This window comes from Gelidibacter sp. (genome assembly GCF_039916245.1).
Classification (GTDB): Bacteria; Bacteroidota; Bacteroidia; order Flavobacteriales; family Flavobacteriaceae; genus Gelidibacter.
Window position 1 is genome coordinate 1 of record NZ_JBDSLS010000033.1, and the last position, 17737, is coordinate 17737.

A 17737-nucleotide genomic window follows, 5' to 3' on the forward strand; every position below is an offset into this window, starting at 1 on the left:
GGAAGCATCATCACGACGATTGATGCTGAAATTCATGGATTGTTTTAGCACCTTATCCTTTTTCTAACATTTTTTTGCGTTTAAAAGTGTACTTTTCGAATCTAAAATTCATTAAATAAATTTTAGATTCGAAAGGCAGATAGACTATTGATATAATTTATGACACCACTTTATAACTCTAAATATTACCACCGTGACCTCTCATGGTTACGCTTTAACCATCGCGTTTTGCAGGAAGTTGCCGATAAACGCAATCCCCTTTACGAACGCATCAAGTTTATGGCGATTTTCTCATCTAATTTGGATGAGTTTTTTAGAGTCCGGGTTTCAGATATTCGACAGGTTAAGGATTTAGACAAATCTATCCGTAAAAAATTAGTTACCAAACCCAATCAGGTTCTTGCCGAAATCAAAGTACAAGTCGATTTACTTCAAGATGAATTTGGACAGCTTTTTCAGAACGAAATCATTCCCGATTTAAAACAGGAAAGCATCCATCTTATTACCTATAGAGACTTTTCAGAAACCCAGAAAAAAGTGGCTGAAGCTTATTTCGAATCCACTTTAAAATCTAAAATTGATTTTGAAAACTCTGTTTTTTCGACTAAAGACTCCGTTTTTGTTGAGAATGAAAGTTCCTATATTACTGCATTGATCTCCAAAGATAAATTTCAAGTGGTTCAAATTCCAAAAGATGAACCTCGATTTTATGTATTCCCATGTGAGAACGACACTCACTACATCACCTTTATCGATGACATCATCAAGTATAATCTCTACAAGTTGCAACCCGAATTGGATTTATCCTATTATGCGATAAAAATTTCCAGAGATGCCGAATTATATATAGAAGATGAGTCTTCTGGCAACCTGATGGAAAAAATCAAGGAATCACTTCCTAAGCGTGAAACGTGTCAGCCTACGCGTGTTTTAATTGACCAGCGGATGCCCGAAAGTTTTCAGAATATCTTGAAAAAGGCACTAGATGTTACCAAAGTCGATATTGTTTTAGGAGGCACGTATCATAATTTCAAGGACTTTTTCGGTTTTCCAAATCCCACAAGCAAGTATTTATATTTTGAAGAATTACCACCTATTGACCATCCGGTAACTCTAAAGTATGCGTCCATGTTTGAAGCGATTAACAACAAAGATCAGTTGATACATTATCCCTATCAGTCGTTTGAGCCGGTTATTGAATTACTGGAAGAGGCCGCCAATGATCCAAACGTAACGACCATAAAAATGACACTTTACCGCGTGGCAGAAGAATCGCGTTTAAATAACGCCATTAGCAAAGCCGCCAAAAACGGAAAGAATGTCATTGTATTTATTGAAGTCAAAGCCCGTTTTGATGAGCAGAACAATTTAAAATGGGGCGAAATCTTTAAAGATAGTGGTGCTCAGGTTATTTACAGTTATCCTGGAATTAAAGTGCATTCAAAAATCATCTATATCGAACGTCAATTTGGAGAGGACATTAAGCCGTATTGCTACATTGGGACGGGGAATTTCAATGAAAACACTGCCACGCTTTACACGGATTTCGGCTTGATGACCAACAACAAGAAAATCGCCGAAGATCTCAATAAATTATTCTTGGTGCTTGAAGGCACTTCTATTGTACCTAAAGCTAAAAAACTTCTGATTTCTCCATTTTCCATGCGCAACAAATTTGTGAGTTTATTGGAGAAAGAAATCCATTTGGCACAAGCAGGCAAAGAGGCTTATCTCATTTTGAAGATGAACAGCCTTGAAGACAAAAAGATGATCAAGTTACTTTATGAAGCGAGCAATAAAGGCGTCAAAATCCGATTGTTGGTGCGCGGGATGTGCAGTTTAGTGCCTGGAATTAAAGGACAAAGTAAAAACATCAAAGTGATCAGTATTTTAGATCGCTTTTTGGAACATGGGCGTGTGTATATTTTCGGCAATGGCGGCGAAGAAAAAATGTATATCGGTTCTGCCGATTGGATGACGCGCAATTTAACGCATCGTATTGAGGTAGTAACGCCAATTATGGATCCTGACAATTTCAAGATTATCAGAGATGTGATTGACATTCAATTGGCTGATAATGTCAAAGCCAGAATCATCGATGCCGAACAGAAAAACGACTACGTTAAAGTGGGCAAAAAACCAGAAATCCGTTCGCAATATGAGATTTACGAGTATTTTAAGCGATTGAAAGCGAAGGTTTAAGAACGAACGATAGAACACTGATGACGCTGATTTCTTATGATATTCACTGAAATCTATATACTCAGACCTGACAGGTTTTGAAATGCTTATGTGTTGAAACGCTTTCCAAAAAAAAATCTGTGTAAATCTGCTTAAATCTGTGTCATCTGCGTTCTATTTTCCTATAATTGGGACATTGATGACGCTAATATATTATGATTTTCTTTGATTCTTATTTGATTGAAACTCAATCTAAACACATATACGTACAGAAAGAAATCAGTGACAATCTGTTAAATCTGTGTCATCTGTGTTCTATTGCTTACCCTACCTAATCATCTTAAAAAGAAAAGGCCACATCATAGAGACGTGGCCTTTTATAGCATTTATTTGAGAAAGAATTATTTCTTGTATTTTGCTTTCAATTCAGCAATGCCAATTTTCACTTCTTCTAAAGTTCCTTCCAGAACCGTTTTTTCTTTCATCAATTTATCACCTTCAATAAACGTTCTTGTAACGATAGCCTTCGCATTATCAGGATTTTCTGAAATCATTTCAATATTCAATGAATTGTTGACAGTATCAGTAACTTCAATCACTTCGGTATTTTTAACTGCAGTTCCAACAGCGTGGCCACCTAAAATAGGCGCAATCACCAAACCGATCAAACAGGTCAATTTAATCAAAATGTTCATGGATGGACCTGAAGTATCTTTAAATGGATCTCCAACAGTATCACCAGTTACTGCTGCTTTATGCGCTTCAGAGCCTTTAAAGGTCATTTCGCCATTGATCAACACACCAGCCTCAAAAGATTTTTTAGCGTTGTCCCAAGCACCACCAGCGTTGTTCTGAAAAATAGCCCAAAGCACACCACTTACGGTAACTCCAGCCATATAACCACCCAACATTTCAGCAATAGCCAAATTATTCATTCCATAAATCATCGGCACGAAAGCAATAATCAATGGGAAACCAATAGTCAATAGTCCGGGAAGCACCATTTCTTTTAAAGACGCTTCGGTCGAAATTGCCACACATTTATCATATTCTGGTTTTGCAGTGCCTTCCATGATACCTGGAATCTCACGGAACTGACGACGTACTTCTTCCACCATTTGCATGGCTGCTTTACCTACCGCGTTCATCGCTAAAGCAGAAAATACGACGGGCACCATGCCTCCAACAAATAACATGGCTAAAACAGGCGCTTTAAATATATTAATTCCGTCAATGCCTGTAAACGTTACATAAGCCGCAAATAAAGCCAAAGAGGTCAACGCTGCCGAAGCTATCGCAAATCCTTTACCTGTTGCTGCTGTTGTGTTACCAACGGCATCCAAGATATCCGTACGCTCTCTTACAATAGGATCTTGTTCACTCATTTCAGCAATACCACCTGCGTTATCAGAAATAGGTCCGAAGGCATCAATAGCCAACTGCATTGCTGTAGTGGCCATCATTGCTGAAGCAGCCAGTGCTACACCATAGAATCCTGCAAAAGCATAAGACGTCCAAATTGCAGCAGCAAATAACAATACCGATGGAAATGTAGAAATCATCCCTGTAGCTAATCCCGCGATTATATTGGTTCCCGCACCAGTACTTGATTGTTGTACAATTTTTAAGATTGGTTTTTTACCCAAACCGGTATAGAATTCGGTAATCGATGAAATCACAGCACCTACAACCAATCCCACCAAAGTGGCATAAAATACACGCATAGAAGAAATTTCTTGAAGTCCTTCGCCGAAGAAATTCATTTTCATGGTTTCTGGCAACATCCAAGTTACTAAACCATAACAAGATACTGCAACCAATGCGATGGCAACCCAGTTTCCACGGTTCAAAGCACCCATAACCTGAGCTTCCTTAGCATCATTACTATTGATCTTGACCAACAAAGTTCCAATAATCGAAATGATAATTCCGACACCAGCAATCGCCATAGGCAATAAGATTGGACCAATCCCGCCGAAGGCATCATTAAGAGCGCCGCCCATATCCTTAATCACATAATTCCCTAATACCATCGCTGCCAAAACCGTTGCCACATAAGACCCGAATAAATCGGCGCCCATACCAGCAACGTCACCAACATTATCACCAACATTATCTGCAATGGTTGCAGGGTTACGGGGATCATCTTCAGGAATACCGGCTTCTACTTTACCAACTAAATCGGCACCAACATCAGCTGCTTTTGTATAGATACCGCCACCTACACGCGCAAATAACGCAATAGATTCAGCACCCAATGAAAAACCAGCCAGCGTTTCCAACACGATAGTCATATCCATAGTGTTCGTCCAAACACCACCCATAAACACATGGAAGAAAATAATAAAGAATACGGTTAAACCTAAAACCGCTAATCCAGCGACGCCTAGACCCATAACGGTTCCGCCACCAAAAGATACTTTTAGGGCATTTGGCAAACTTGTTTTCGCTGCCTGTGTGGTTCTTACGTTAGTTTTGGTCGCGATTTTCATCCCAATATTTCCAGCGAAAGCCGAAAATACAGCTCCAAAAATAAAAGCGATCACGATTAACCAGTGTGTTGTTGGCACTATAAAAGAAACAATCGCAAGTAGCGTACTCACAATCACCACAAAAACGGCCAATAAACGGTATTCTGCATTTAAAAAAGCAAGAGCGCCTTCATGGATGTAATCTGAAATTTCTTTCATTCTACCATCTCCAGCGTCTTGTTTCATGACCCAGGATTGTTTGATCAGCATGTAAATTAACCCTAGGGCTGCCATGGCAATTGGCATATAAATCATCATTGATTCCATATTATTATTTTAGTTTAAAAATGTTAAACGAATGTTAAACGGTTGCTAATGTAATAAAATCAATGAGAAATAAAAAACCCCTTATAGTTTATAAGGGGTTCATGTTTTTATCAATGGAGAATTATTTTAGATCTTAAAATTCCCATTAGTTTTATGTTCACTTTGCTCATAACGCTCTACGCATTCATCAACAATTTTATAAGCAGTTTGCGCCGTTCCCCAGCCACCAACATCTACTTTTTTCTTTTCCAAATCTTTATAAACTTGAAAGAAATGCTCGATTTCCTTTATTTGGTGAGGGTTAACGTCCTCTAAATCGTTAAGTGTATTCCAAATAGGATCTGAAACTGGTACACAAATTATTTTTTCATCATTGCCTTTTTCATCTGCCATGTGGAAAACACCAATAGGTTTTACTTCCATAACACACATTGGAAAAGTTGGCTCTGTTCCCAAAACCAAAACGTCTAATGGATCACCGTCCAAAGCAAAAGTTTCTGGAATAAAGCCATAATCGGCAGGATACATCATAGACGAAAACAACAAACGATCAAAACGAATTTTCTTTAAATCAAAATCGTATTCGTATTTGTTACGGCTTCCTTTTGGTATTTCAATCAATACGTCAAATGTGGTTTTTCCTTTAGGACTCATGTTGTGATTTATTTTTAGTAGCCTTTTTATTAGCGGCTTATGTTATATAATTTATGCTTTTTTAGGCGTGCAAAGATACAGAACTCTTTGTGATTTGCAATTTTATCCAACTCTTAATTTTTTGGGGAATTTAAAAATGTTAAGATGATTTCCAATTTCGCTTCTTATTCAGATTTTACATAACCGATACACCAGAATAAAAATGTAAAATTACTCACTATGATGTTAGTGTTGTGGATGATTTAATTCAAGGAAAGCTTGGAATTGCAACAGAATTGTTTTACATTCACAACAAATCCACTGCAATGACTGTTAAAAAGAAAAATATATCAACTAGAACCAAAGCGATAGATCCCAAAAAAAGCATTGATCGTGCACGGATGGGAATAACCAGAAACCCCAAATGGAGCCTAATCGTTTCAGAGGAAAAATACGCATGGACCTCAAAAATGGAAAGAGTTGAAATTATCAGAAGCGGACTTCCATATGAATCAATTGAAGTCATAAGTTCAAGATCAAATTTACCTATCAAACAGTTTTTACATCTACTGGGAATACCACAAACCACTTATAATAAAAAAAAGAAAGATAAAGACTTACTTACAAACAGAGATAGCGAAGTAATTCTAGTACTTATAGAATTGCTAGATTATGGGCTGGAGGTCTTCAATAATGAAAAAGAAAAATTTCAACGTTGGCTTAAAAAGCCGAACATTTCACTGGGCGGTGTCACACCTGAAAGTCTTTTCGACTCTTTGACCGGCATTCAAGAAGTAAAGAACGGTCTTAATAGACTCGAATATGGAAATATGGCCTAATGAGAGTCTATAGAATTGAAAGAGAAAAATACTTAGAAACCACCTTAAAAGGAGTCGGCGCGGCCTTAACAGAAGGATATCGATGGAACAGCCTCAACACCTATTTAGTTTACACATCTGAATCGAGAGCATTGGCAACTTTAGAAGTCTCAGTTCATTTAGACTTCAGTGAAGATTTACCAGTTGACAGGTACTATGTCGAGATTGATATACCTGATGACATTGTGATCCTAGAATTAAGAACCGAGGATTTACCAAATGATTGGGACATAAAGCCACCATCTATAGTAACACAATATATTGGAGATGATTTTGTAAAAGACAACGAGGCTGCAGTTCTCAGAGTTCCAAGCAGCATTGTCCCTCCAGAACATAATTACTTAATAAATCCTAATCATCCAGAAGCTAAAAAAATCACAGTTATTTCACGTAAAAGAATAACTTTTGATAACAGATTTAAACAGGCCTAATAAGTTTCCAAAAGAATCCATTAAACCATAGCTCACTTGCTCTAGCGCTCAGGATAATTGCGCACACCCTTGCTAAGGTTTAGAAATTAATGAGCCAATAAACCTGAATTGGAAACCCTCGTCTCTTTAAAAGTTAAACCCAAAAGTCCCCGTTACCCCAAAATTTCGTGCGTCTGGATTTTCAAAATAATTGCCTCTAAAGTTAAAGTCGATGCGGAATACTTTAAAGATGTTCCCCACGCCAACGCTGTATTCATAATACACTTTATCGGAAGGTGCCAAATAGGTCAATCCCGAAGCATTTAAATCTCTATTGGCTTGCGAAATATCTCCCCAAACACCTCTAATTCCGACAATCTCGCGAAGATTGTATTTGCGCAAAAACGGAATTCTTGAGAAGAACCGTCCGTTAAAGTTATGTTCTAAATGTAAGGAAGCGTAGGTATCGGTCACGAATTCATAATAATCCAATTGTGAGAAGCTATTATAAATAGAAAAATACGATTGGTTACCAGGCACCACATTCAAAAGCCCTAAAGGCACATCGCCAAAAGTCTTCCCTGCCTCAAGTGTGGTGGTCAATCGTCCATATCCACCTACATGCCAAGGTTGGATATATGAAAACTGAACCTTCGTATAATCAAAATCACTATTAAAAATCGCTTTATCTCCACGAGTAACCTGTGCAAATAAACTAGGATAGCCATCATTGGCATGACGACGCTCCACACCAAATCCAGTCATTTTACGTCCTGGAAAATAAGAAACGGAGAAGGCATTTTCGTATTGTTTGACTTCCGATGCGGTAGTCGTATGTGTAGCATCGGTATAATAATCCAAACTAAAGGTATCGGATGCCGAACTTAAAGTCCGGTAGGCACCACTTAGTCTAAACTCTAAATTTCTTACCGGCTCCAATTCCACGGCCATTGTGGTCAAATTAACATTGGTCAACTTATCATTGGTACTGGTTCCTATAATGGAAGAGGATGCAAAACTGCGTCCCAAAATATCAGTAGAAGCCGTTAAATTGACTCCAATCTGTTCCACATCACGCCTATTCCCAGCCGAGATGATGAAGCGGTTCTTTTTATCGATCAGCCATTTTCCTGATATGCCATATTTGACTTTATCATCTCTAAAGCCGTAAGCCAAGAAGCCTTCCAAACGCCAAAGATCATTAGGTCCAAAATAAGTTCTACCACCCGTTCTGACCCGGATCCCCTCCACTTCATTATAGCCAAATGTGGAGAAGATAGGTCCATAATCAAAGTTAATATCTGAAAACTCAATATAGCCAGACCCCAAAATACTGCCCAAATTATAAAGTCGCTTGAATTTCTTTACGGTTTTTAAAGTGTCCAACATTTTATAGACACCCTTTTCGTCTTGACTTAGTGATTCCATTCGGTTTTGTTCCCAAAACGCATCATCCCTATTATATACGTCTTCATTATAGCTGTACACTTCATTGCTATAAAACTTGTCTTCCTTAGGAATATCAAACTCATAATTATCATAAAGCGTGGTGCGTTTACCGTAAACCCCGCGGGACTTCTCCTTTTTGTTGAAGGCAAAATCAGACATAAAATAATCGCGTTTGATCAAGAATATAGAATCACTCAAGACTTCAAATTCCTGTTCGATATAAATTTCCTTAACCCAGTTGATGTTGGCACTTTTGGAAGCCTGCAGATTAATTTCCTTTATGGCATAAGTGGTATCGTTGACCCAAAAATCGCCTTTAAAGGTCAATTCATTTTTTCGTCGCGGATAATAAATAATATTATAGCACCATTTATTATCGATGAAGGCACTATCGGATAGCACGTAATTATAGGTATTGATACCGGTTTTAGATAACGGACTCACGAAGCTTTTATCAAAAAATTTGAGATAGTTATCGTAAATATCAAAATCAGAATACAGATCATCCACAAAATCAATAATGATCTGGTTATTGCTAAAGCCAGAGTTTTTATTTCCCTTTAAATCTTCCTTCTCCTTTTTCTTCAGATTGTCACCAAACACTTTACTGCGCGCTTCATTAATGAAAATAGGCAGATACGTTTTTCCGGTCACTTTACTGGTATCCACCTGATTAAAGACGAATTCCATCCCCCTAAACAACTTACTTTTAATTAAGGCGCTGTCGATGGTATTGATATCAAATTCTACCTTTTCGTATTTGTCGTATTGGTATTGCTTGAATTGGCGCAATCCGTTTTGGCGTTTGCGCTCCCAGATTTTCTTTAAGATGGCAATTGCAGGATTTTCACTTTCTTTTTTGGATTGCTTTCCAGTGACTATAAAAACTTCGTCCAATTGGCCTGCCGATTCTTTTAAGATGAGCTTCATCTCATAATTGACTTTCTTGGTCAATGGAATTTCCAAAGTTTCATAGCCAATAAAAGAGACGATAAGCCTATCATAAGTATTGGTTGATTCCAAATAAAACTTCCCTTCCTCGTTGGTAATCGTACCTACGGTTGACCCTTTAAACAGCACATTGGCATAGGCTACGGAAACATTATTTTCATCATACACATAGCCGCTAACTTTAGTTTGGGCGTAGGCGGAACAGATTCCGAAGAAAAAAAATAAGTAACGTAGATTTAGGTTCATAAGACAAAAAACTTCATCAACACAAAGGCCGATGAAGTCATGATAACACAATCCCGATAGCTATCGGGAGCGATTTATTTATATAATACTTTTTTAACCGCTTTAACCACCTCATCACTATTAGGCAACCATTCTTTAAAAAGCTCTGGCGAATATGGTGCAGGTGTATCTGCTGTATTGATTTTCACAACAGGCGCATCTAAGTAATCAAAAGCTTCAGACTGTACGATATAGGTTATTTCGGTAGAAATGTTTCCAAAAGGCCACGCTTCTTCCAAAACAACCAATCTGTTAGTTTTCTTAACCGATTTCAAAATGGTTTCCTTATCCAACGGACGGATGGTTCTCAAGTCGATGATTTCACATGAAATACCTTCTTTCGCCAACTCATCAGCTGCCTTGTAAGCCTCTTTTATAATTTTACCGAAAGAAACGATAGTCACATCCGTACCTTCACGCTTAACTTCAGCAACACCTAATGGAATGGTGTATTCCCCATCTGGCACTTCACCTTTATCGCCATACATTTGCTCACTTTCCATAAAAATAACAGGGTCGTCATCACGAATGGCGGCTTTTAAAAGTCCTTTGGCATCATAAACGTTAGATGGCACAACTACTTTTAATCCAGGAGTATTAGCAAACCAATTTTCAAAAGCTTGCGAGTGTGTTGCTCCCAACTGACCAGCTGAAGCTGTTGGGCCTCTAAAAACGATCGGACATTTAAACTGCCCACCTGACATTTGTCTGATTTTGGCAGCGTTGTTTATAATTTGATCAATCCCAACCAAACAGAAGTTAAAGGTCATATATTCTACAATCGGGCGGCATCCCGTCATGGTCGAACCGATAGCTACCCCTGCAAACCCAAGTTCTGCAATAGGTGTGTCAATGACGCGCTTGGCTCCAAACTCGTCCAACATCCCTTTTGATGCTTTATAAGCGCCATTATATTCAGCAACCTCTTCACCCATCAAATAAATGCTCTCATCACGACGCATTTCTTCGCTCATCGCTTCACAGATAGCTTCTCTAAATTGAATTGTCTTCATTTCATTTCAAAATTTAAATCGATTAGCAAAAGTAAGAATAAAACGAAAACTAAATCGAAAAGAATTATTTAAAATTTATTATGCACGCATAGCAAATATATCATCTAAAATAATTAACTTCGTATCCTCTTCAATAGAAGACAGTTTGCAGTGTAATTTGAGGCTTTAGTTTGATATCGCTTCAAATTCTCCCAAAAAACTAATAATATAATAAATTATAAAAGCATGAAAATACTTGTATGTATTAGTCACGTACCTGATACGACTTCAAAAATCAATTTCACGGATGGAGACACCAAACTCGATACGAACGGTGTGCAATTTGTGATCAACCCGAATGACGAATTTGGCCTGACCCGTGCCATGTGGTTCAAAGAAAAACAAGGCGTCACTGTTGACGTTGTTAATGTTGGTGGCCCAGAAACAGAACCTACCTTGCGCAAAGCATTAGCTATTGGTGCCGATAGTGCCATTCGTGTAAACACCGCTGCCACCGATGGTTTCGCCGTGGCCAAACAATTGGCCAACGTGGTTAAAGCTGGTGGTTATGACCTCATCATTGCTGGTCGTGAATCTATTGACTATAACGGCGGAATGGTTCCAGGAATGTTGGCAGAATTGATAGGTGCCAACTTTATAACCAATTGCATTAGCCTTGAAGTGGACGGCACAAATGCGAAAGCCGTGAGAGAAATTGATGGTGGAAAAGAAACGGTCACTACTACTTTACCGCTTGTTATTGGTGGTCAAAAAGGATTGGTGGAAGAAAGTGATTTGCGCATTCCAAACATGAGAGGAATTATGATGGCACGACAAAAACCACTAAGTGTTGTGGAACCTGTTGCGGCCACTAAAGAAACATCAACACTTAAATTCGAAAAACCAGAACCAAGAGGCGCCGTGAAAATGATTTCTCCTGACAATTTGGATGAATTGATTCGCCTGCTTCATAATGAAGCCAAAGTAATATAAATTCCAATAATCAAGCACCAAATACCAATAATTGGAATTTGGAATTTTTAATTTGAAAATTTAGAAAAATATGTCAGTTTTAGTATATACAGAATCAGAAGGAGGAAAACTCAAGAAGATCGCTTTTGAAGTGGCTTCTTACGCAAAAGCCGTTGCTGACCAAATGGGAACGACGGTAACTGCAATTACTATCAATGCCGATGACGTTTCAGAATTGGGAACTTATGGAGTGGATAAAGTATTAAAGGTAAAAGATTCAAAATTGGATACTTTTAATGCCAAAACCTATGCCAACATCATCAAACAGGCTGCCGAGAAAGAAGGCACTAAAGTGGTCGTAGTAAGCTCAAGTGAAGACAGTAAATATTTAGCGCCAATTCTGGCCGTAGGATTGGATGCTGGTTACGCTTCCAACGTGGTTGAAGCGCCAACAAGCGCAGCGCCATTTACCGTAAAACGTAACGCTTTCACTAATAAAGCTTTCGTTTTTTCAACCATTGACACCGATGTGAAAATTGTTGGCGTTTCGAAAAACACGTTTGGATTAAAAGAAAAATCGGCTAGTGCGACGGCTGAAGATTTTTCCCCATCGATTCCAGAAAATGGCGTGCATGTGGATTCGGTTGAAAAAGCAACCAACACGGTAACCATTGCAGATGCTGAAATTGTGGTCTCTGGTGGTCGCGGATTGAAAGGCCCTGAAAATTGGGGAATGATTGAAGATTTAGCAAAGGTTTTAGGTGCGGCAACAGCCTGTTCAAAACCAGTGTCCGATTTAGGCTGGAGACCTCATGGCGAGCACGTGGGACAAACAGGAAAACCTGTAGCGGCCAATTTATATATTGCCATTGGTATTTCTGGAGCTATCCAACATTTAGCGGGAATCAACGCTTCTAAAGTAAAAGTAGTCATCAATTCGGATCCTGAAGCTCCGTTTTTTAAGGCTGCAGACTATGGTGTCGTTGGTGACGCTTTTGAAGTGGTTCCAAAACTTACAGAAAAATTGAAGGAATTTAAAGCTCAAAACGCTTAAATTCCTTAACTTGTAGCAGCAACGCGACTGGTACATCAAATTGTTGCCATAAATACATGACTAAAATCTAAAAAAGGTTTCATGTATTTGTGGCAAAATTTTTCAAAATTCTTTTTTCGTTTAGGGAACTTCCCAAAAAATATGATGAACACAGTTGGTAAAGTCCTAATTTAAACTGTTATTTGCCTTTTATTTTATATGAGTTTAGTCCGATTGAACATAAAGGGAATATCCTACAGCCAAACACAGAATGGCGCCTATGCCTTGATATTAAATGAGGTTGATGGCGACCGCAAACTCCCCATTGTGATTGGTGCATTTGAGGCACAATCTATTGCCATAGCTCTTGAAAAGGAAATCCGCCCACCGCGTCCGTTGACCCATGATCTTTTTAAAAATTTTGCTGACCGATTTGACATTATTGTCAAACAAGTCATCATTCATAAATTGGTGGATGGTGTTTTTTACTCTAGCTTAATCTGTGAGCGCGACAAAATTGAAGAAATCATTGATGCGAGTACGAGTGACGCGATTGCATTGGCATTGCGTTTTCAAGCCCCTATTTTTACTTATAAAAACATTTTGGACAAAGCAGGCATCTATCTGAAAGTCAACCCACATAAAGAAGACGAGCAACAAGACAGCATCCTTTTAGACGACTTAGTTGCCGATGAAATAGAATCCACCATTCAAGATAGTTACAAAAACAAAACTCTTGAAGACCTAAATACCCTCTTGGAGCAAGCTGTAGAAAATGAAGATTATGAAGCGGCTGCTAAAATCAGAGACGAAATCTCTAAACGCTAAACGAACTATCAGATGAGACATTTTTTTTTAGCTTTTACAGCTATTTTTTTTGGAATAACAACAACAATAGCACAAAGCATAGAAAAGAAATGGCAGATTGAAGCTGTCCAAAATGATCAAGGTGTCTACCTGTATAACGTCAATCCTAAAACTGATGTTCTTAACCTTAAAGACGGCGAATTCAGCTTCTATCTAAAGGCAAAAGATAGTAGTGAAACCAAAGGAAACTACATTGCCCAAAACAAATTATTGGTATTATACTATGATACCCCTTATGAAGATGTCCAGCGATTTAAGATTCAAACCTTAACAGATTCGACGCTTATCCTTCAGAAAAAAGACATCCATTATATTTTTTCAACACCAATAGACAGCGCTTTAGCAGCGGCACCTGTTATTACAAGCGGCATCACACCAAGCAAAGGCTTTACAACGAACAGCTTGCTGCGTGGTGCTTTAGGTATGTTTGTATTGCTTTTGATCTCATATCTTTTGAGCGTCAATAGGAAGGCCATCAACTGGCAAACTATAGGTTTGGGACTTGCCGCGCAAATGCTACTGGCCATTGGTGTCTTAAAAATTACATTTGTGCAAAAAACTTTTGAGATTGTCGGAAAGATGTTCGTAAAAGTTTTAGAATTTACTCAAGCAGGAAGTGTGTTTTTACTTGGGGGGATGATGGACATCAACAGCTTCGGGTTTATATTTTTGTTCCAAGTATTGCCAACCATTATTTTCTTTTCAGCGCTGACCTCCCTATTATTTTATTTAGGGGTCATTCAAAAAGTAGTGGCAGGAATGGCTTGGGTGTTGACCAAACTCTTAAAGATTTCAGGTGCTGAAAGCTTAAGTGTTGCTGGTAATATTTTCTTAGGACAAACAGAAGCGCCTTTAATGATTAAGGCTTATCTGGAAAAGATGAGCAAATCTGAAATTCTTTTAGTGATGATTGGCGGAATGGCCACCGTTGCTGGTGGCGTATTAGCCGCCTATATCGGATTTTTGGGTGGCGAGGATGAAGCACTGAAGTTATTTTACGCGAAGCATTTATTGACGGCTTCTGTTATGGCAGCTCCTGGAGCTATTGTAATTTCAAAAATGTTATATCCCCAACAACAGGAAATCGATTCGAATGTTCAGGTCACACAGGACAATATTGGCTCTAATATTTTAGATGCCATTGCAAACGGTACTACCGAAGGTTTGAAATTGGCAGCCAACGTTGGTGCCATGCTTTTGGTTTTTATTGCTTTTATAGCCATGATCAACTACGGCTTTGGCAAAGTCGGCGGTGTAACCGGTTTAAATACCTGGATTGCAACTAATACACCTTATGCCGCGCTGTCCTTAGAATTTATTTTAGGCTATATATTCTCCCCTTTAATGTGGCTTATTGGTGTTGCAAAAGAAGACATGGCACTTATGGGACAGTTGCTCGGCATCAAATTAGCGGCAAGTGAATTTGTAGGTTATATTCAATTGGCTGAACTAAAAAATGTAGCGAATGTGACCCATTTGAAGTTCGAGAAATCAATTATCATGGCCACTTATATGCTCTGCGGGTTTGCGAATTTTGCATCGATCGGAATTCAAATTGGAGGGATCGGCTCTTTAGCGCCAGGGCAACGTAAGACTTTATCTGAGTTTGGAATGAAAGCCTTGATCGGTGGGACGATTGCGTCGTTATTGTCTGCGACGATTGCGGGGATGATTATTGGGTAAAAATTCCTGCGAAGGCAGGAATCTTATAAATCAATGCTATCATTAGTTTAGATTTAAATTTAATCACCTTTAATATCAAGGCTCTTTATATTGCACTCTTTTAACTTTAGCCATCTTATACTTAAATAAGTTACTTACTTTTTTTAATTTTGGCTTTCTATCTAATTTCAATATAAATAAATGAGATTCCTGCCTTCGCAGGAATATAGGACTATGAAACAATATCACGAGCTTGTACGACACGTATTAGATAATGGCACTCAAAAAGGAGACCGCACAGGAACAGGTACTAAAAGCGTTTTTGGCTATCAAATGCGTTTTGACCTGAGCAAAGGTTTCCCAATGGTTACAACCAAAAAACTCCATTTAAAATCTATTATATACGAATTACTGTGGTTTTTAAAAGGCGATACAAATATTAAATACCTCAACGACAACGGCGTTCGCATCTGGAATGAATGGGCTGATGAACATGGCGACTTAGGTCCTGTGTATGGACACCAATGGCGCAATTGGAACAACGACGACATTGATCAGATCAAAGACATTGTAGAAACGCTTAAAATTAATCCAAACAGCCGACGCATGTTGGTTTCGGCATGGAACCCTTCAGTGTTGCCAGATACTTCAAAATCATTTTCAGAGAATGTTGCCAATGGCAAAGCCGCATTGCCACCGTGTCACGCATTCTTTCAATTTTATGTGGCCGATGGAAAACTATCCTGCCAATTGTACCAACGCAGCGCCGACATCTTTTTAGGTGTTCCTTTTAATATTGGCTCCTACGCTCTGTTTACGATGATGATGGCGCAAGTTTGCGGGTATGAAGCAGGCGATTTCATCCACACCTTTGGCGATGCTCATATTTACAACAATCACATGGAGCAATTGGAACTGCAACTCTCAAGAGAGGTCAGACCGCTCCCAAAAATGATTATAAATCCTGAAGTCAAAGATATCTTCAACTTTAAATTCGAAGATTTCACTTTGGAAGATTACAATCCGCATCCTCATATTAAAGGGATTGTTGCAATTTAAAACAAGCAACATTAACTTTATGACTATATAAAAAAAGCGTTCTCCATTAGGAAAACGCTTTTTTTTATATGAAGTAAAGGATATATTATAGGTTCATAACTGCGTTTTCGGCTCCAAATTGGTTGGTAACATAAGCATCGGCATGCGCATCATTTACAAAAGTGCCATCCACAAGATATCTGAACTCATAAGAGTCATCTTTCGCTAAATCAACCGTCCCTTTAAATGTTCCATTTTTTAATTTCTTAAGCTTTACAGCTTTTTCTGCATTCCATTCATTAAAGCATCCTAATACCGATACTTCTTTAGCTTCTTCAGCGGGGACTGAAAAAGTTACTTTACAAATAGGTTTACTTTTCAAGTATTGTTTTGTAATTGCCATAGTTCAAATTAATTAATTTTGTTACAAATTTAAAAAGATTCCAACTTCGACAATCATTTAAACACCATAATATCAAATAATTACGATTTTCATAAAAAAATCTTTGAAATTTTTTAAACTTCCAAATCAAAGACAGATAATATTATTGTATTGACAACTTTTGAACCACTACTTCTCATTGATTCTCAACACCTTTGCCTCTATCTCGTTTTCGAATGTAGGATTTTTCAAAGAACGGAAGTTTGCATTACTGATTTCATCAAAAAAAGCTAACTTTACCTAAAATTTCACTATTATGTTTGGAAAAAAGAAGCTGGTAGATAAAATCGACAGAGAACAGTTGCAGCTTATTGAAAATGCGCAACGACGCATCAAGCAAAAAAAACGCTTGTACTACCATTTTGTGATTTTCTTAATTGGTGCCATTTTCCTCATCATTTTAAATACCGTCATTGGCATAGGCGAACAAACCAAAATATTAGGATTGGAATGGTTTGTATTTGCCATTTTAGCTTGGTTATTCCTTTTCGTCTTTCATCTATTCAATGTATTTGTGACGCATAAATTTATGGGCAAATCTTGGGAAGAAGCACAACTACACAAACTAGTTAGCAAACAAAAAGAACGTATTTCACAACTTCAGGCCGAAGTGGAAAAAACACCTTCTGTGGCACCATCTGCAATGATTGAAAAAAAAACGAAAGTTCATAAAAACTTAACGCTTATTGTCGCTGCCGCAGAAAATGATGTCATCGGCAAAGACAATCAATTAATTTGGCATTTGAGTGACGATCTCAAACGTTTTAAAAATCTGACCTCAAATCATTGTATGATTATGGGCAGAAAGACCTTTGAAAGCTTTGGTAAGCCACTTCCTAACCGAACACATATCATAATTACGCGGCAACAAAATTACCCAGTTCCGAGCGGCGTGATTGTAGTTCATAATTTAGAAGACGCTTTAATCGCTGCAAAAAATGACAGCCAACCGTTTATCATCGGCGGCGGCGAAATCTACAAGGAAGCCATGGATTATGCTGATAAAATAGAATTAACCAGAGTTCACGAACGTTTTGATGGTGATACCTTTTTCCCCCAAATAGATCCTTCTGTTTGGAAAGAAACAGAGCGCAACCTTCATCAAAAAGATGAAAATCACAACTATTCGTTCTCATTCATCACTTA

General features: G+C 38.2%; 14 protein-coding genes. 9 read left to right on the forward strand and 5 right to left on the reverse strand.

The features are described 5' to 3' along the window. Positions 1-159 precede the first annotated feature (159 nt). Entirely contained in the window at positions 160-2202 is a 2043-nt protein-coding gene (gene ppk1, locus ABIQ28_RS01790) for a polyphosphate kinase 1 (RefSeq protein WP_348035039.1), read from the forward strand. Between the two features lie 380 nt (positions 2203-2582). Here the strand turns inward: ppk1 and ABIQ28_RS01795 are convergent, their stop codons facing one another. Together ABIQ28_RS01795 and ABIQ28_RS01800 are read right to left on the reverse strand one after the other, a co-directional pair. Next, positions 2583-4979 carry a sodium-translocating pyrophosphatase gene (locus tag ABIQ28_RS01795; RefSeq protein WP_348035040.1) on the reverse strand — a complete coding sequence of 799 codons (2397 nt, stop codon included), beginning with the start codon at positions 4977-4979 and terminating at the stop codon, positions 2583-2585. A 126-nt stretch (positions 4980-5105) separates the two neighbouring features. Next, on the reverse strand, positions 5106-5633 hold the full coding sequence (locus ABIQ28_RS01800) for an inorganic diphosphatase (RefSeq protein WP_348035041.1): 528 nt from the start codon (positions 5631-5633) through the stop codon (positions 5106-5108). 233 nt (positions 5634-5866) lie between these two features. Here ABIQ28_RS01800 and ABIQ28_RS01805 point away from each other — a divergent pair, with 233 nt between their 5' ends. Both ABIQ28_RS01805 and ABIQ28_RS01810 read left to right on the forward strand, forming a co-directional pair. Continuing rightward, the gene (locus tag ABIQ28_RS01805; RefSeq protein ID WP_348035042.1) at positions 5867-6451 is read left to right on the forward strand and encodes an antitoxin Xre/MbcA/ParS toxin-binding domain-containing protein; all 585 of its coding nucleotides are present in this window, start codon (positions 5867-5869) and stop codon (positions 6449-6451) included. Then, on the forward strand, positions 6451-6921 hold the full coding sequence (locus tag ABIQ28_RS01810) for an RES family NAD+ phosphorylase (protein WP_348035043.1): 471 nt from the start codon (positions 6451-6453) through the stop codon (positions 6919-6921). Before ABIQ28_RS01805 ends, ABIQ28_RS01810 begins: the two co-directional genes overlap by 1 nt. A gap of 126 nt (positions 6922-7047) precedes the next feature. Here ABIQ28_RS01810 and ABIQ28_RS01815 read toward each other — a convergent pair whose 3' ends face one another. Together ABIQ28_RS01815 and ABIQ28_RS01820 are read right to left on the reverse strand one after the other, a co-directional pair. After that, positions 7048-9546, reverse strand: a complete 2499-nt coding sequence (locus ABIQ28_RS01815; RefSeq protein WP_348035044.1) for a DUF5686 family protein — start codon at positions 9544-9546, stop codon at positions 7048-7050. A gap of 74 nt (positions 9547-9620) precedes the next feature. Then, on the reverse strand, positions 9621-10598 hold the full coding sequence (locus tag ABIQ28_RS01820) for a pyruvate dehydrogenase complex E1 component subunit beta (RefSeq protein ID WP_348035045.1): 978 nt from the start codon (positions 10596-10598) through the stop codon (positions 9621-9623). Positions 10599-10823: 225 nt separating this feature from the next. Between ABIQ28_RS01820 and ABIQ28_RS01825 the strand changes: the two genes are divergently transcribed. The 5 genes from ABIQ28_RS01825 (at position 10824) to ABIQ28_RS01845 (ending at position 16170) form a co-directional block, all read left to right on the forward strand. After that, on the forward strand, positions 10824-11570 hold the full coding sequence (locus ABIQ28_RS01825; protein WP_348035046.1) for an electron transfer flavoprotein subunit beta/FixA family protein: 747 nt from the start codon (positions 10824-10826) through the stop codon (positions 11568-11570). 70 nt (positions 11571-11640) lie between these two features. Continuing rightward, complete coding sequence (locus ABIQ28_RS01830; RefSeq protein ID WP_348035047.1) at positions 11641-12603, forward strand: electron transfer flavoprotein subunit alpha/FixB family protein; 963 nt, start codon at positions 11641-11643, stop codon at positions 12601-12603. A 198-nt stretch (positions 12604-12801) separates the two neighbouring features. Continuing rightward, a complete protein-coding gene (locus ABIQ28_RS01835; protein WP_348035048.1) occupies positions 12802-13410 on the forward strand; it encodes a bifunctional nuclease family protein in 609 nt (202 codons plus the stop codon). Positions 13411-13422: 12 nt separating this feature from the next. Beyond that, positions 13423-15132 (forward strand): nucleoside transporter C-terminal domain-containing protein, encoded by a 1710-nt coding sequence (locus tag ABIQ28_RS01840; protein ID WP_348035049.1) that lies wholly within the window; start codon positions 13423-13425, stop codon positions 15130-15132. A 213-nt stretch (positions 15133-15345) separates the two neighbouring features. Beyond that, positions 15346-16170 carry a thymidylate synthase gene (locus tag ABIQ28_RS01845; RefSeq protein WP_348035050.1) on the forward strand — a complete coding sequence of 275 codons (825 nt, stop codon included), beginning with the start codon at positions 15346-15348 and terminating at the stop codon, positions 16168-16170. Between the two features lie 85 nt (positions 16171-16255). Here the strand turns inward: ABIQ28_RS01845 and ABIQ28_RS01850 are convergent, their stop codons facing one another. After that, positions 16256-16552, reverse strand: a complete 297-nt coding sequence (locus ABIQ28_RS01850; protein WP_348035051.1) for an isoamylase early set domain-containing protein — start codon at positions 16550-16552, stop codon at positions 16256-16258. 295 nt (positions 16553-16847) lie between these two features. Between ABIQ28_RS01850 and ABIQ28_RS01855 the strand changes: the two genes are divergently transcribed. Then, a partial coding sequence (locus ABIQ28_RS01855) for a dihydrofolate reductase (RefSeq protein WP_348035052.1) occupies positions 16848-17737 on the forward strand: 890 nt, incomplete at its 3' end.

Bases quoted from the DNA above. Each gene is read 5' to 3' on its own strand.
- ppk1 (WP_348035039.1), top strand. From the start codon at position 160: ATGACACCACTTTATAACTCTAAATATTACCACCGTGACCTCTCATGG.
- ABIQ28_RS01795 (WP_348035040.1), bottom strand. From the start codon at position 4,979: ATGGAATCAATGATGATTTATATGCCAATTGCCATGGCAGCCCTAGGG.
- ABIQ28_RS01800 (WP_348035041.1), bottom strand. From the start codon at position 5,633: ATGAGTCCTAAAGGAAAAACCACATTTGACGTATTGATTGAAATACCA.
- ABIQ28_RS01810 (WP_348035043.1), top strand. From the start codon at position 6,451: ATGAGAGTCTATAGAATTGAAAGAGAAAAATACTTAGAAACCACCTTA.
- ABIQ28_RS01815 (WP_348035044.1), bottom strand. From the start codon at position 9,546: ATGAACCTAAATCTACGTTACTTATTTTTTTTCTTCGGAATCTGTTCC.
- ABIQ28_RS01820 (WP_348035045.1), bottom strand. From the start codon at position 10,598: ATGAAGACAATTCAATTTAGAGAAGCTATCTGTGAAGCGATGAGCGAA.
- ABIQ28_RS01825 (WP_348035046.1), top strand. From the start codon at position 10,824: ATGAAAATACTTGTATGTATTAGTCACGTACCTGATACGACTTCAAAA.
- ABIQ28_RS01830 (WP_348035047.1), top strand. From the start codon at position 11,641: ATGTCAGTTTTAGTATATACAGAATCAGAAGGAGGAAAACTCAAGAAG.
- ABIQ28_RS01835 (WP_348035048.1), top strand. From the start codon at position 12,802: ATGAGTTTAGTCCGATTGAACATAAAGGGAATATCCTACAGCCAAACA.
- ABIQ28_RS01840 (WP_348035049.1), top strand. From the start codon at position 13,423: ATGAGACATTTTTTTTTAGCTTTTACAGCTATTTTTTTTGGAATAACA.
- ABIQ28_RS01845 (WP_348035050.1), top strand. From the start codon at position 15,346: ATGAAACAATATCACGAGCTTGTACGACACGTATTAGATAATGGCACT.
- ABIQ28_RS01850 (WP_348035051.1), bottom strand. From the start codon at position 16,552: ATGGCAATTACAAAACAATACTTGAAAAGTAAACCTATTTGTAAAGTA.